Source organism: Arthrobacter sp. PAMC 25486 (genome assembly GCF_000785535.1).
In the GTDB taxonomy this organism is placed as follows: Bacteria; Actinomycetota; Actinomycetes; order Actinomycetales; family Micrococcaceae; genus Specibacter.
This window is the reverse complement of record NZ_CP007595.1, coordinates 3,275,963-3,290,864: the sequence shown is the minus strand read 5'-3', so window position 1 is coordinate 3,290,864 and position 14,902 is coordinate 3,275,963. Positions and strand designations below refer to the sequence as shown.

At 63.2% G+C, this 14,902-nt stretch carries 12 protein-coding genes; 5 read left to right on the top strand and 7 right to left on the bottom strand.

The genetic code is table 11. From position 1 onward, the window contains the following. Window positions 1-99 precede the first annotated feature (99 nt). The 3 genes from art_RS15010 (at window position 100) to art_RS15000 (ending at window position 3,312) form a co-directional block, all read left to right on the top strand. Window positions 100-699 carry a DNA methyltransferase gene (locus art_RS15010; RefSeq protein ID WP_082000576.1) on the top strand — a complete coding sequence of 200 codons (600 nt, stop codon included), beginning with the start codon at window positions 100-102 and terminating at the stop codon, window positions 697-699. A 1,444-nt stretch (window positions 700-2,143) separates the two neighbouring features. Beyond that, complete coding sequence (locus art_RS15005) at window positions 2,144-2,554, top strand: MarR family winged helix-turn-helix transcriptional regulator (protein ID WP_052136609.1); 411 nt, start codon at window positions 2,144-2,146, stop codon at window positions 2,552-2,554. After that, complete coding sequence (locus art_RS15000) at window positions 2,551-3,312, top strand: DNA alkylation repair protein (RefSeq protein ID WP_038466072.1); 762 nt, start codon at window positions 2,551-2,553, stop codon at window positions 3,310-3,312. Before art_RS15005 ends, art_RS15000 begins: the two co-directional genes overlap by 4 nt. Window positions 3,313-3,619: 307 nt before the next feature. Here the strand turns inward: art_RS15000 and art_RS14995 are convergent, their stop codons facing one another. The 6 genes from art_RS14995 to art_RS14970 form a co-directional block, all read right to left on the bottom strand. Beyond that, window positions 3,620-5,512, bottom strand: a complete 1,893-nt coding sequence (locus art_RS14995) for an FAD-binding monooxygenase (protein WP_038466070.1) — start codon at window positions 5,510-5,512, stop codon at window positions 3,620-3,622. A gap of 163 nt (window positions 5,513-5,675) precedes the next feature. Next, the gene (locus art_RS14990) at window positions 5,676-6,755 is read right to left on the bottom strand and encodes a phosphotransferase family protein (protein ID WP_038466068.1); all 1,080 of its coding nucleotides are present in this window, start codon (window positions 6,753-6,755) and stop codon (window positions 5,676-5,678) included. Then, complete coding sequence (locus tag art_RS14985) at window positions 6,755-8,080, bottom strand: acyl-CoA dehydrogenase family protein (RefSeq protein ID WP_052136608.1); 1,326 nt, start codon at window positions 8,078-8,080, stop codon at window positions 6,755-6,757. Before art_RS14985 ends, art_RS14990 begins: the two co-directional genes overlap by 1 nt. Next, window positions 8,077-8,871 (bottom strand): SDR family oxidoreductase, encoded by a 795-nt coding sequence (locus tag art_RS14980; protein ID WP_052136607.1) that lies wholly within the window; start codon window positions 8,869-8,871, stop codon window positions 8,077-8,079. Before art_RS14980 ends, art_RS14985 begins: the two co-directional genes overlap by 4 nt. Window positions 8,872-8,995: 124 nt before the next feature. Beyond that, on the bottom strand, window positions 8,996-9,514 hold the full coding sequence (locus art_RS14975; RefSeq protein ID WP_038466066.1) for a GIY-YIG nuclease family protein: 519 nt from the start codon (window positions 9,512-9,514) through the stop codon (window positions 8,996-8,998). Between the two features lie 80 nt (window positions 9,515-9,594). Further along, window positions 9,595-10,434: a hypothetical protein gene (locus art_RS14970; RefSeq protein ID WP_038466064.1), complete on the bottom strand. Its 840-nt coding sequence runs from the start codon at window positions 10,432-10,434 to the stop codon at window positions 9,595-9,597. Window positions 10,435-10,839: 405 nt separating this feature from the next. Between art_RS14970 and art_RS14965 the strand changes: the two genes are divergently transcribed. Next, complete coding sequence (locus art_RS14965; protein WP_157875285.1) at window positions 10,840-11,847, top strand: hypothetical protein; 1,008 nt, start codon at window positions 10,840-10,842, stop codon at window positions 11,845-11,847. 40 nt (window positions 11,848-11,887) lie between these two features. Here art_RS14965 and art_RS14960 read toward each other — a convergent pair whose 3' ends face one another. Next, window positions 11,888-13,384 (bottom strand): helix-turn-helix transcriptional regulator, encoded by a 1,497-nt coding sequence (locus art_RS14960; RefSeq protein WP_038466059.1) that lies wholly within the window; start codon window positions 13,382-13,384, stop codon window positions 11,888-11,890. 157 nt (window positions 13,385-13,541) lie between these two features. Here art_RS14960 and aceA point away from each other — a divergent pair, with 157 nt between their 5' ends. Continuing rightward, complete coding sequence (gene aceA / locus art_RS14955; protein ID WP_038466056.1) at window positions 13,542-14,864, top strand: isocitrate lyase; 1,323 nt, start codon at window positions 13,542-13,544, stop codon at window positions 14,862-14,864. Window positions 14,865-14,902: the final 38 nt, after the last annotated feature.

The window sequence follows — 14,902 nt, the reverse complement described above, 5'->3', positions numbered from 1 at the left end:
AGCAGCAACCCCACAACGTCCCCACTGGATGCACAACTTTCTGCATCACACGACACATTTCTGGCAGAGCGTCCACCGGGCGCCGAGGAAGATGTGCACATGCTTTCAGCCTTGGCGGACCACGTCATTGAACGGTGCTCCGAGCCGAACGATTTGGTGTTCGACCCCTTCGCAGGGTTTGGCACCACCCTTGAACGGGCCATCGCTTTGGGGCGCAAGGCGCTGGGCATTGAACTGCTGCCCGATCGTGCGGACTACCTGCAGGAACGCATCCCCGGCGCACGCATTGTCGAGGGCGACGCAAGGGAACTGCTCAGGATTGTCCGCAACATTGAACCGCCCCGGCTTGATTCCAGCGTGGACCTGATTCTCGCCTCACCGCCGTACATGACCTCGACGTTTCACGACCCCGACCCCCTCACCGGATACGAGGAAAACAACGGCGACTACGGCCGCTACCTGTCCGAACTCGGCCTCGTTGCCGCCCAGTGCGCGCGCCTGGTTGTACCCGGCGGCTTCGTGGTGTGGAACATGGCCGACATCCACCACATGGGCCGCACCACCCACCTGATCAGCGATTGCGTGCACGTGCTCGAGAAGCACCTCACCCCCGTGGGCGTCACCGAAATAGTCTGGGACCAGTACCCCCACGACCTGATCGCCGACGCCCTGCTCGTATTTCAGCGGCCGCCCGTGTAACCGTCCCCTTTCAAGGACAAGCACGACGGCGGCACACCGGTTGGGTGCCTCGACCCGCCTTCCATGGTGGCTGCACGCCAACAATGACGAGCAAATAATTGGAAAGAATTCGGCTCTTGTGACTCTTTCGTGGGTGATTCAGCCTGGGACCCACTATCCCGGCTGGCAGCGTTCAAGCCGCTGTCGCCCTGGCTGTCTTCGCCCTCGTTGTTTTCGCCTTGGCTGTTTTCGGCAGGGGCGCAGAGCACCCCGTCCTGGTCTTGCCGACAGTGCTTGACAGGCCAGATCATCCGATCCCAGCGGCTCCGCCGAGGTTGAGCTGGAAACACATGCCGAGAATGGGCCACACTCGCAGCATTCTGACCGTGTTTCGTCGAAAATGGTGCAGGCCCGCGAGAAGGGCGCAACCTTGGTGGCATATCGCGGCTCCGGGCCATTCTCGGCGAAACAAGAAGCCACCCGCTACGGCCCAGGGTCATCCTCGACGAAACACACCCTCCGGCACGAGTTCCCCGCACCCTGCACAAGGAAACAGGGCCCGCGTCCGGTATCTGAGCGATGGATCACCAAAAACCGCCCGCCAGCTGAGCGAAAGGGTTTGAAGACCTGACGGTCCGACGGCGTGACGGTCCCACGGTGAACCCACCCGCGGAAAAGTCACAAGAGCCAAAAATTCCCTCAGGAGACCTTTCACCAAGGCTCCCGACACAGCATTTGCGCCGCGTGGTGAGACTGCTCTGGAAGGCACCAAGCTTTTCGACTGGACCAAATTTCACGGTGGCACTTCGGATTCAACCATGGAGAACACCTGGGTGACACAAATGGTGCCATCACATTTGGTGCCGAGTCGCTCGATTGCGCGGCAGGATGGGTGGTTACACCCATCCCGCCGCACGCGAAGTGGCCGGGCCGATGATGGCCCAGGGAACAATCCACCCCCTGTGTCCAACTTGCCCAAACAGCCCGTGCCGATCAATGAACGCACCTGGCGGTCAAGCCTCCGAGCCAGGTAAGCGTCCATTTCGCTAGTGCCATTTGGGGAACGGAATGTCAGAAAGATTCTCCCACCGCCCCAGACTCCCACTGCCCCAGACTTTGTCAACCTTGTACAGCGATTTCTACGCTCCGCACAGCAGCCCCCAATGCGATATTCACCAGCCACATCAACGGCCAGCCATTCAATCTCACAGCGCCTATCCTGGCAAAAGGGCCCGTGACGTACGAGGCTCGTCCGGGTGCCGCCCTCGTGCGCGGACAGTGGAGCCCACCATTTCGGAGCTTTTCCTCTCTTGACCGCCGCCTGCTTGGGGCGCCTGAGGGGTACCGCTCATCCACCAAACTAATAAGGCACCTGATAGTATGGCGCCTTATGAATAATTTGGTGGATGCAAAACACACTTTAATGCTGTCGGAGACTGGCGGTGGGGAGCCAGCGCGCCTAGTGATGTCACTGTTGACGACCACCCGCCAGATTGATGCAGCCTGCGCCACAATGCTGTCACGGCACGGCCTGTCCGAGGGCTTGTTTGCAGCATTGCTGGCAGTGCACGCCAGCCCTGGCATCACACCCGGGGCCCTAGCCAGCCAAATATTGGTAACTCGCGCAACCGTCACAGGCCTCGTTGACGGGCTCACGAAGCGTGGCCTGCTGGAACGGGCCGCGGATCCGACAGACCGGAGATCTCAAACACTCCACGCCACAGGTGCTGGCGGGACGTTGGTCCAAGAACTGTCAGCGGTCTACGCAACGTGGATGGAACAGCTCACCACAGGCATCTCCAACCATCAGCGCAACGCCGCGTTTGAGATGTTGGATACCGTGCAACGAAATGTCCGTCGAGGAGAAGAATCATGAGCGGCACGAAGCGTGTCGCGGAGCTCAGCGACAAGCACCTACAAGCTCTCAACAGTGGGCAGGAGCAATCTCGTACCTTGACCGAGGCTCTGGCCGTGGATCATTTTGCGCTATTGCACAATGTCATGCCAAACATGCCTGCAAAACTGTCCGAGGCTGCGGCAGGCGCCCAACCACTGGGCATCCTCAAAAGGATGCAGGCAATCGGCACGGCCCTGCATGACCATTTGCCCGCTGAATCCTGCCAGCAACTAGCCAGCCACCCCTCCGACACTGTCCGAGGATGGGCATGTTTCGCCGTCGCCGCCGACCCCAGGAATCAGGACGTTGAACGCCTTCTCGCTCGCCTCCAACCTGCTGCTGATGACCTGCACTTTGCAGTACGAGAGTGGGTGTGGATGGCGGCGCGACCACGTCTAGTGGCCGACTTGGAGCACAGTATCTGGCTACTCACCGACTGGACCGGCTCTTCGTCCGAACGCATCCGCCGATTCGCGAGTGAGGCCTTGCGTCCGCGAGGCGTCTGGGCACGGCACATCACCGAGCTGAAACAGAATCCCGATCTGGCGATGCCGCTTCTTGAACCGCTGAAGGCCGACAGCGCGCGCTATGTACAGGATTCAGTTGCAAACTGGATCAACGATGCATCCAAATCGAGGCCAGACTGGGTTCGCGAACTATGCCACCGTTGGAGCGGGGATAGCCCATCACCCGCGACCGACCGCATCATCATGAGAGCCCTGCGATCACTTTCCTGACGGCCAAGCTGACGCGACGAGCGTGAACAATGGCGACCAGTGCCAACAATCCACCAACCAAGCACGACGGCGGCACGCACGGTCCGCCGTCGTCCGCGGTTTTGCGATGCCCGCAAGCCGCGCCCGGCAGGCTACGTTTCATGCTTGCGCTCAATGCGCTGATTCGCAGTCAGTTAAAGACGATCCATGACAATTACCGGTAAAGGTGCGGGCCCTATGACGACATAATTTCTAGAGGTCGCGGACCATTTTGCAGGAGCAGGGCGTGGAAGCGCCAGCAAGAATGAGGAGACGGCTGCCGCAGTGATCACCGGCGCGGCACCATGATCCCGTCGAAGAAATCAGCCAGCCCAACCGTGTCCGACAGCGGCGACACATTCGCCACATATTGGTCCGGGCGCACCACCACCACGGCACCGCCACGTGAGATGCCGCGCAACGCAAAAATGTCACGCAACGGATCGGTGGCGTAGACCAGCTCATAGTCAATGAGCCCGAACGGGCCCGTGCGTGGCATGAACAGAGACGGCACCCGACCCAGGGGAACGCCCTCAAAGTCCTGCTGCGCAATGAGTTTCACGTCAAACACGGCGTCAATGTCGCCGCCAGCAGGTGTGTATTTCAGCAGCGGCGACTCGGCCGATCCAGACAGCCACGCCGCCCAGTCCGAAAGCGCGGACGGCTCCCCCACCACAGGCTCGTCCGCAAACGCGTAGATGCGCCAGCGCCCATCAGCCCGGTGATGGTGCCCCAGCTGCACCGGGTTCGCATCCGCCACCCTGACCACGGGGGCGGATTTGAAGCGTTTTCCCACAGGAAACCCCGTCGCCAAATCTTGAAACACAGCATCGGCCGTGATCATCGAAGGCTGATACTGCGTCATGAACCCGGCCGGGAACTCGAAGGTGCGCACATAATAGTTTTCAAGCTCGGTGGGGTCTTCCATGTCTTCCGGCCGCATGGCCATCAACGTGGACCACTCCAGATCAAAGTCGATCAGATTCTTCGCGATCACGTGCCGCTCGGCCGAATACGTGGCCAAAAGGCCCGCCGGGCTGAGCCCCTCCAGCACGTGCGCGATCTTCCAGGCCACGTTGAAGCCGTCCTGCATGGACACGTTCATGCCCTGCCCGGCCTTGGCGCTGTGCGTGTGGCAGGCATCGCCGGTGATGAACACCCGCGGCAGCCGCCCACCGCGCTCGGCGAGGGGGACGTCGTCGAACCTGTCAGTAAGGCGGTGCCCCACCTCGTAGACACTCGTCCAGGCGACGCTGCGCACCTCGAGCGTGTACGGGTGCAGGATCTTGTTGGCCTTGGCGATGATCTCCTCAACAGTGGTGTTGCGGACGGCATGCACACCGTCCTCCACCACCTCACCGAGGTCAACATACATGCGGAACAGCGAGCCGCCCTCGCGCGGGATCAGCAGGATGTTGCCGCCGTCCTCGGACTGGATGGCGCACTTGGCGCGGATGTCCGGGAAATCCGTCACGGCCAGGACATCCATGACACCCCAGGCATGGTTCGCGTGGACGCTGCTGTGTTTCGCCCCGATGGATTCGCGCACCCGGCTGTGTGCACCGTCCGCGCCCACCACGTACTTTGCGTGCACCATGCGTTCGACGCCGGATCCCTCACCCTGGGTGCCCACCAGCGTCACGGCCACCGGGTACTCCCCCTTTTCGGCAATGGACAGGCTGCGGAACTCCCAGCCGTAGTCGGGCTTGATGCGTGCCGGGGAATACGCCATGACCTCGGCGAAGTAGTCGAGCACGCGGGCCTGGTTCACGATCAGGTGCGGGAATTCGCTGATGCCTGTGGTGTCGTCCGGGGCGCGGGCCGCCCGGGCAATCTTGCTGCGGTCCGCCGGGTCCGGCTTCCAGAAAACCGTTGCGGTGATGCGGTAGGCCTCCGTGATGATGCGCTCGGCGAAGCAAAATGCCTGGAATGTCTCCACGCTGCGGGCCTGGATGCCGTCCGCCTGGCCGATCTCCAGCCGTCCGCCGCGGCGCTCCACAATGCGGGTGTTAATGAGCGGGAACGCAGCGAGCTGGGCTGCGGTGATCATCCCGGCAGGTCCCGTGCCCACAATGAGCACATCCATGGTGTCCGGCAGCTCCGCGGGGCGGCCGATCCCGGTCCCTGCGGCCGGCTTGATGCGCGGGTCGCCGGAGACATAGCCGTGCTGGTGGAACTGCATGTGGATTCCTCCTGCCTCTCCGACGGGCACTGCACCTTCATCATGTGCCACCGGGGCACCTCAATCAAGAGGTGCGGCGGCACACCCAGGGCGGCAGGCCGGCGTCGTGCATCAACGAGAAGGCACATTCCCAGGCGCTGCAGGTCCAGGCATGCAAGGGAAGTTACGGCAGGCGGGCGGCGTGCGCGGCGGCGGTTTCCAGCAGCCGCGGCACGCCGGACGCCAGCGCGGCCCCAAAATCCCCGCCGTCGGCGCGCTCGCCGTTCTTCCAGCGCGTGTAAATGGCCTCGCTGAAAACGGCGGCCTTCCACAGCGCAAGCGCCTGGTACCAGGGCAGCGCGGACAGATCCAGGCCAAAGTGCGTGTTGTACCGCTGCGCCAACTCGCCGCGGTCCAGGTAGCCGGGCTGCGCCGTCACGGGTGTGAGCTCCAGCAGCGTGGCGGGCGTGCCAGCCTGTGCATACGTGGCCGTCAGGTAGCCAAGGTCCGCCAGCGGATCACCCAAGGTGGCCATTTCCCAATCCAGCACGCTCTTCACCTGCGCGGGCCCCTGCCCGGTGAACATCAGGTTCCCGAGCCGGTAGTCGCCGTGGATCACGGCGTTGCGCTGCGTGTCCGGCCGGTTCGCCTCCAGCCACTTGGCCAGCTCCGCCACCTGCGACAAGTCCCGCGTGGCGCCCATGTCCCACAGCGCCGCGAACCTCGAGACCTGCCGTTTCAGGTACCCTTCCGGGCGCCCGATCGCGGCAATGCCGCCGCTGACGGTATCCACCGAGTGCAGCCGCACCAGCATGTCCACGGCGGCCTCGCTCGTGGCGCGGCGCTGGGCGGGCGCGTCCAGATGCGCCGGAATTTCGTCCGTGATGACGTCTCCCTCCACATGGCTCATCACGTAAAACGGCACGCCCAGCACATGCTCATCCGCGCACACGGCCAGGATTTTCGGCACCGGAATGCCCAACGGCGCCAGCAGCGACTGGATGTGCGCCTCCCGGACCATGTCGTGCGTGGACGGCGGCAACGGCGGTCTCGGCCCCCTGCGAAGCACGACGTCGGACCCCTTCCGCTTGATCCGGAACGTCACGTTGGACGCTCCCCCGCCGATGCGCCGGGCATGCACCGGGCCGGCCCCGATACTGTGGGCGTCAAGGAATTCCGCCACGCGCTCAAGCACCAGCAGCGGCGGTGCCTCCTGCCGGGCCGCTTCCTCGGTGGTCTGCACGATGTCCTGGCTGGCACCCATCAGCGTTCCCCTTCGTAGATCCTGGCCGTGCCCTGGAAGGGTTCCCCGGCCGCAACGGCGCGGCGGCGTCCCGAGGCCGAGCGGCGGGCAATGGCCCACTTGTGGGTCTCCGTGGACCCGTCATAGATGCGGAACGGGCGCACCTCGTTCAGGTATTGGGCCAGCGGCAGCCCGTCGGAGACGCCGTCGCCGCCGCACAGCTGCACGGCCCTGTCGATCACCCGGTACACCGCCTCGGAAACGTGCACCTTGGCCACGGACGACAGCGCTGAACCGGCCTTCGCATCGACGGCAAGCAGTGCCGCGCACTTGGCGATGATGGCGTCGGACGTTTCAATGTCGATGACCGACTGCGCGATCATCTCCTGGGCGATGCCCAACTGCGAGAGGTGCGCCCCAAAGATCTCCCTAGTGTTGGCACGGTCCAGCATGATGTCCATGGCGCGGCGGGCCAGCCCCAGCCACCGCATGCAGTGGGTCAGCCGTGCCGGGCCCAGCCGCACCTGGGCGTACTTGAAGCCGAGCCCCGCCTCGCCAAGGACGGCGGATCCGGGGACGCGGACGCCGTCGAAATGCACGTTCGGGTGCCCGCCGGGCAGATAGCTGTCCACCGTGTGGATGGGGTTCCCGATCCGCACCCCCGGAGTGTCCATGGGCACCAGGAACATGGTGGCCCCGGCCGGGGCTGCTTTTGTTGTGCTGCCCGCCGGGGCCGCAGTCGGGCCGGGCGCCGCGTCCGGTGCGCTTTCCGGCTCCGCCCCTTCTTCGGCGTCTGCCCCGGTACGCGCCATGACGATGGCAAAGGAGGCGAAGGTGGCGCCGCTGGTGAACCGCTTGTGCCCGGTGATGGTCCAGCCGCTGCCGTCACGGACGGCCGTGGTTGCCAACGCGTCGGGGTCTGAGCCGGCACCCGGGTGCGGCTCCGTCATGGCAAAGCATGAACTGATGTCCCCGGCCGCCAGGGGCGCCAGGAATTGCCGCTTTTGCGCGTCGCTGCCGATCAGGTGCAGCATGTGCATGTTGCCCTCATCCGGCGCCATACAATTCAACACGGCCGGGCCGATCGGCGAATAGCCAGCCTCTTGGAACACAGACGACCAGTGCTCCACCGCCAGCCCCTGCCCGCCAAATTCCACGGGCACGTGCGGGGCAAAAACGCCGGCGTCCCGCGCGGCGGCCTGCAGTTCCCGCCGGACGGCCAGGTTCAGGGCCTGGCCCGGACGGGGTTCGGCGGGGATGACGGTGTCACGGATGAACGCGCGCGTGCGCTGCCGCAGTTCTTCTACGGCTGCCGGGTGGAGCCCGGCCGCGGGAATGGTATTCATCCGAGTCCTCCCGCGTTGCGCAGGCCGCCGTCGAGCGTAAGCACCTGCCCTGTCACCCAGGAGGCGTCGGCGGAGGCGAGGTAGGCAACCGCGGAGGCTACGTCGTGGGGCTCCCCCAGCCGCCCCAGCGGATAGGATGCGGCAACCTCGGCCTCACGCCCCTCATACAGGGCACCGGCAAAACGGGTTTTGACCACGGCCGGCGCCACGGCGTTCACCCGGATGTCCGGCGCCAGCTCCATGGACAGCGTGCGTGTCAGGTGCGCGACCGCCGCCTTGCTGACGCCGTACAGGCCCAGGCCCGGGGCGGGGACGTCGCCGCTGATGGAGCCCACGTTCACCACGTTCCCGCACCGCGCCCGGAAGCGGAGCCCGGGATGCGCCAGCACGGCCTGCGTCCAGGCGAGCGTGCCGAGCACGTTGACCTCGAAAATCTTGCGCGCCGCGTCCAGGTCGGCTGTTTCCAGCGGCCCGTAGACCGGGTTGATGCCGGCGTTGTTGACCAGGATGTCCAACCCGCCAAAATGGTGTTCGACGGCGGCCAGCACCTCCGCGCGGTGGTCCGGGTCATCCGCGTGCCCGGCAACGGCAAGTGCGTTGCCGCCCAGGGTGGCCAGGGCCGCATCGAGTGGTTCCTGGCGGCGGGCCGTGATGAGAACGCGGGCACCCTCAGCCGCCAGGCGTTGCGCGACGGCCAGCCCGATCCCCCGGCTGGCACCGGTGACGATGGCATTCTTTCCGGTGAACCTTTGGGCCGGATGCGGCGTTGCGGGGGAACCTTCTTGGGGCATGGCGGTCCTCATCGTTGAGCCTCGCGATTACCGGGCAGTAACCACTGCCAGCATGCTGTGGTTTTCGGCAACGGTCAAGGGACCACGGCCCGGACGCGTGTTTCCACGCACCCGATTTCGAGCCTCAGCCCTTGTCGCGAAGCGCGTTGCGGTTCGCTTCCGTGGTAGCGGTCGAGACGTACAACTGCTCGGGTGTCAGCCCATCGCGGTTGAAGGGCGGGCGGAGTTCGGCACGCAGTGCGTCCTCGAGGCCGGCAACGCTGTCCAAATCAGGAACCACGCAAAAGGATGTGCCAAGGTTGCTCACCATCCAGGCACTGAGGAGTTCCTCGTCCGTTTCGGTCAGCCTTGGATGCGCGGACCGTCCGTGCCACTGTGCCTGAAGCCCCAAAATGGCAGCCAGGGAACGGCGAAAAGTGGACTTTGATGTTTGTGTGTCGTGGTGCCGGGCCCGGCTGCGCAGGTTTGTTGCCCGTCCCACATAGATCAGGTCCCCACGCTTCAGCGGCTTCAATTCAGCGGGCCACTCCACATTTTTGGGCAGTCCGCCCGTCAGGTAACACTTGTAGATGCCGGGGGCGAAGGGCATCTCCTGCCACGCGGTTTTGGCAGGCGCAGTTTTTGTCCATTTGAGATCTTCCATGCGTCGACTTTACGGCAAAGTCACGGCGAACCGTCTTTCCGATTCGCCGCAACCATGCCGCAGTCCGGGCCTGCGTCAGGTCAGGCGTCGGCGAAGTCCTCGTCCAGCTCGAACTCGACGCTTGCAATGATTTCCTGGGTTTGGGAATCGACCATGACGGCCTCTTCATCGCCGTCGAGCATGATGAATTCGCCCTTGTCCGTGATGAAGTGCCAGGCCAGGACCGTTTCCCCGTTGTACTCGTGGTTGGGGTCTCCCATGGTGATCTTCACCAGCTCATGGCCGGAAACATCGCAGAGTTCGCGGATGATGAGTTCAAATTCGGGGGTGTCCTCCCGGTCGGCCTCGGCCTGGCGCTCCTCCAGGTCGGGGATCTGGGCGACACGGTCGGCAATGTGCGCGGCCAATTCGGGCTCGGACAGAATCAGCAGGCCGGGCTGGCTGCGCAGCCAGACGGCATTGAGCCCCGTGACGTCCTCTGCCTCGAAAAGGTCCTCAAACTCTGCGTCCAACATGTCCATGGCGGTGGCGCCGTCCGCACGGTTGGCACCTACTGCAGTGCCGTCCTCCAGGTAGTCCTGCAGCTCCGTTTCGGTGAGCAGGTCATAGAGAGCGGCGGTGCGGTTGAACAGGTCAAGGTGGGCCGTGGCGCCCATAGCTTCGAGCCCGTCGCGGATGTAGCCATCGAGTTCTTCGCGATCGGGCGTCATGAAAACATACTGGGCAAATCCGCCGTCGAGCGCCTGCGTCAGGTAGAAATCGGCAAAGTAGCTGCGCAGGGCGTTGGTGGCGATGTCCTCCGCGTGCAGGAGCGAGCGGTACATTTCGTTGACGACGGAGATGTTGTCGCCGACAACGTCTTCGTTGTTGCCGGCAGCGCCCGCAGCGGTCAGGACAACTGGGATGTGGTGCGTGGTCATTGAAGTTCCTTAGCGTTCGGGCCTGTTGTTGCTGACTCCTTCACGCTATGCGCCCCATTGGGACGCAGGACATATTTTCGGGTGAACGTCCGGCGAAGAACCGGGGAACGTTTCCTCATGCACCGCCGCCCCACGGCGAGTCCGCACCGATCCGCTTCAGGGGACGGTGGTTCTTTCTTGAGAGCTGACCGGCCGGCTTCGTGTCAGTGCCAGTCTGTATCGTCACCACTAAGATGCGGCACGACCCAATTCACTGCTTTCCGAAGGGGAATCTTGAAGAAACAACCATCGACGGAAAATTTGCCGCTGCTGGCCGAGGTTGCCGCGACAATAGCAACAACGCGCCCTCCCGGCCGGGCGAAGCACGGTGTGGCTTCAACCGGGCTAAAGAGCGCACCCACGGGTGTGCGCATGGGCGTCTCACTACTGATCGCCGCAAACCTAGTGGCCGCATGTCTGCTCATAGCGGAGTTGGTATTTTCTCAAACTGTGTATTTTTTCGTTCTTTGGGCAGCTCTTTTGATGCTGCTGATACGGCCCCTCGAGAGGTATCTCTCCGCATCAACGTATCGATCCATATCGGTGGCCGCACGAAAAACGCTGGTCGTTGGTTCTTGGCTGATTGCCGCGCCCTGGGTTTGTGCATTGGCAACCTTCTGCATCATCTGGGGTTTTGCACTTCAGTGGACGGAGATGTCGGAGCTGAAATTCGTCGCGGCAATCTCCGCGGCCCTGCCCTTGGGTGCCATGATGATGTCCTTTTCGTTTGTGCCGACGGCCACGACCCTGCTGACGTGGAAACCGTTGCGATCAACCCACGTGCTGTTCGGGACGATCCACCTGCTGCGATACCTCACGGTGTCAGTGCTCGGTGTCTTTGTTGCGGTGGCCGTCCTTCCATGGAGCACGGGCGAGGCACCGCAATTTGCCATAGTCTCAGCCATAATTCTTGCCACGGCCGGCTTCATGGTCACTTTCCAACGGCATGCTGCCGAACAAATCCAGCGCCTGAACACGGCACTTTCCAAAGTCTTTGTAGCCTCCGTCAATGCAGAGCTTGTGGGGCAGGAATCATCCCAAAAAGGTGTGCTGCTGGAGGCAGTTGTCGAACTGTGCGACCTTTTCCGGCCTCGAAGTTCCGGGATCACAGCTGTCCCTACCCAGTGGGTAGCAGCAGATGGTCCCGTTCAGATGGTCTGGGAATGTGCAGCAGAAAAGTTGAGCGGAAAATCCTTCGGTCGCATCGCACACCATGCCCGCGATGTCCTGGCTCCGGCGTTTGACGAGTTTGACGCCGACGATCTTTCAGCAGCCTTGGCGGACTACGCCATCCACCTCAAACGACAGCTGCCGCCCAGGTCGCAGCAGTCCATTGCAGTTGCCCGGGACACTTGGCTCCAGCCCCAATCTTAGGCTCATCTGACAATGCGGCACATCGAGCTTGCCAGACGCCCTACCGCCCCTCGTGTGCCGCCAGGAACTTGTATACCTCGGTCTCATCAACGCCAGGAAATGCTCCCTGCGGCATGGCGGCGAGCAGGTGCGAGTTGGCACGGGTTGACGGCCACGCATTGCCGGCCCACTGTGCTGACAGCTCCGCGGGAGGGCGGCGGCAGCAGTCCGGATCCGGGCACCTCGACTGCGACCGTTCCGTGGTTTCCCGGCCCCGGAACCATTTCACGTGGGCATAGGGGACACCGATGCTCAGCGAGTACTCGCCCGAGGAGTGCCGTTCCGTCCGGGCCGTGCACCAGTACGTTCCCACGGCCGTGTCCGTGTATTGGTTGAAGGCGCGAAACTTGTCGGGCACGTCAAACACAGCGCGCGAAGTCCAGAACCGGCACACGGCCTGCCCCTCGATGGCGCCGGTATGGTCGGCCGGGAAGTTCACGCCGTCGTTCTCGTAGGCCTTGTGGATGATCCCGGACTCGTGCACTTTCTGGAAGTGGGTGGTGATGCCCAAATGCTCGGTGGCAAGGTTCGTAAACCGGTGCGCAGCCGTTTCATAGGAAACGGCAAAGGCGTCCCGGATGTCCTCAATGGCCAGCTCCTTCGCCGACTTGGCCGCCTTGAGGAAATCCACCGTGGCCCGTTCCGGCATCAGCAGCGACGCGGCAAAGTAGTTCGTGTAGACGCGCTGGCGCAGGAAATCGCCATAGTTGCGCGGAGTCTGGTGCCCCAAAACGTAATGCCCCAGCGCCTGCAACAGCACCGAACGCGGGTCATGGTCGGAACGCTGGCCCTGCGTGAGATAAATTCGGCGATTCTTCAAATCCGTCACCGACCGCGTGGAATGCGGCAAATCCCCCACATAATGCAGGTCAAAACCGAGGTGTTCGGCCACGTCCGCGGCCACGTGGTGCGACAGCGGCCCATGGTCATGCCCCACCGCCTTGAGGAGGTCCTGCGCCTGCTTCTCAATCTCCGGGTAATAGTTGTTGCGCTCGCGCATTTCCATGCGGATTTCATTGTTGGCCCGGCGTGCCTCCTCCGGCGTCGCCGACTGCTCATCCAGCCGCCGCTCCAGCTCATGCTGCAACCCCACCAGAGACTCGAGCACTTCCGTAGAAAGCCGCGAACTGACGCGGACAGTGGGCAGCCCCAGCGACTGGTACAACGGCCCCCGTTGTGCCCTTTCCAGCTCGATTTCCAGCGCGGCCCGCCTGCTGGGAGGCTCATTTCCCAGCAGCTCGTCAAGCCCGACGCCGAGTGCCCCGGACAGTGCCTGCAGCAGCCCCAGTTTGGGCTCGCGTTTGCCATTTTCAATCAAGGACAGTTGCGACGGCGCCGACCCCACCTTGGCGCCGAGATCATCCAGCGTCAGCCCCAAGTTCTTGCGCAGGTGCCGCACCCGCCTCCCCAAGGAAATGATGTCCAATTCTCCCTGCCCGGCGGCTTCCTTGCCATGCTTCGCAGCCACATCGCCTGTGTTCCAGCCCACATTAGTCATTTCTTGAGGATACGTGAAGAAGTGCCAATCTTTCCACCACTTACCCCTAGCAACCCCTTGAAAAGCTCGGAATAGTAGAAATCACTAAGAAGGAACGCAAGATCCTTTCCGCTTCACCGTCGAACCGGCAAGATCGAAACCACAAGGAGCAACCATCATGACTGCAGCATTTGAGCCCGCAAAGACGCCGGAACAGATTCGCACCGAAGCCGTTGCCGCCCTCGAACTCGAGTGGGCTGCCAACCCCCGCTGGGAAGGTGTGGAACGTTCCTTCAGTGCAGCAGACGTCATTCAGCTCCGGGGCCGGGTCAATGAGGAACACACCCTGGCCCGCCGCGGCTCCGAAAAGCTCTGGAACCAGCTGACCAGTGCGGCACCGGGCGGCTACACCAACGCACTGGGCGCACTCACCGGCAACCAAGCTGTCCAGCAGGTCAAGGCCGGCTTGAAAGCCATCTACCTCTCCGGCTGGCAGGTTGCCGCGGACGCCAACTCCAATGGCAACACCTACCCGGACCAGTCGCTCTACCCCGTTGACTCGGTCCCCAAGGTGGTCCGCCGCATCAACAACGCCCTCCTGCGCTCGGACCAGATTGAATTCTCCGAAGGCCTGCAAACCGTTGAGGACTGGCTGGTCCCGATCGTGGCCGACGCCGAGGCAGGCTTTGGCGGCCCGCTCAACGCCTACGAGCTCATGAAGTCCATGATCACCTCCGGCGCAGCCGGTGTGCACTGGGAAGATCAGCTTGCCAGCGAGAAGAAGTGCGGGCACCTGGGCGGCAAGGTCTTGATCCCCACGGCCCAGCATGTCCGTACGTTGAACGCGGCAAGGCTCGCGGCCGACGTCGCCGGCGTCCCCTCGGTGATCATTGCCCGCACCGACGCCGAGGCAGCCACCCTGATCACCTCGGATGTGGATGAGCGCGATCAGCCGTTCCTCACCGGCGAGCGCACGGCCGAAGGTTTCTATCACGTCAAGAACGGGTTGGAGCCTTCCATTGCCAGGGCCCGCGCCTATGCACCCCACTCAGACCTCATCTGGATGGAGACCGGAACACCTGACCTGGAGCACGCTAAAAAGTTTGCCGAAGGCGTCAAGTCCGAGTTCCCCGACCAGATGCTCGCCTACAACTGCTCACCGTCGTTCAACTGGAAAAAGCACCTGGACGACGCAACGATCGCCAAGTTCCAACGAGAGCTTGGCGCCATGGGATACACCTTCCAGTTCATCACCCTGGCTGGTTTCCACTCCCTGAACTACTCGATGTTTGATCTTGCCCATGGCTACGCCCGCAACGGCATGAGTTCCTACGTCGAACTGCAGGAGCGTGAATTCGACTCCGAATCCCGCGGCTACACCGCAACCAAGCACCAGCGCGAAGTAGGCACCGGCTACTTCGACCTGGTGGCGACCGCCCTGAACCCAAACAGCGGCACCCTCGCACTGGCCGGCTCCACAGAAGCCCAGCAGTTCCACTAGCCCCCACCCTTCACATCGAGTACGCAGTTGTTGGACCG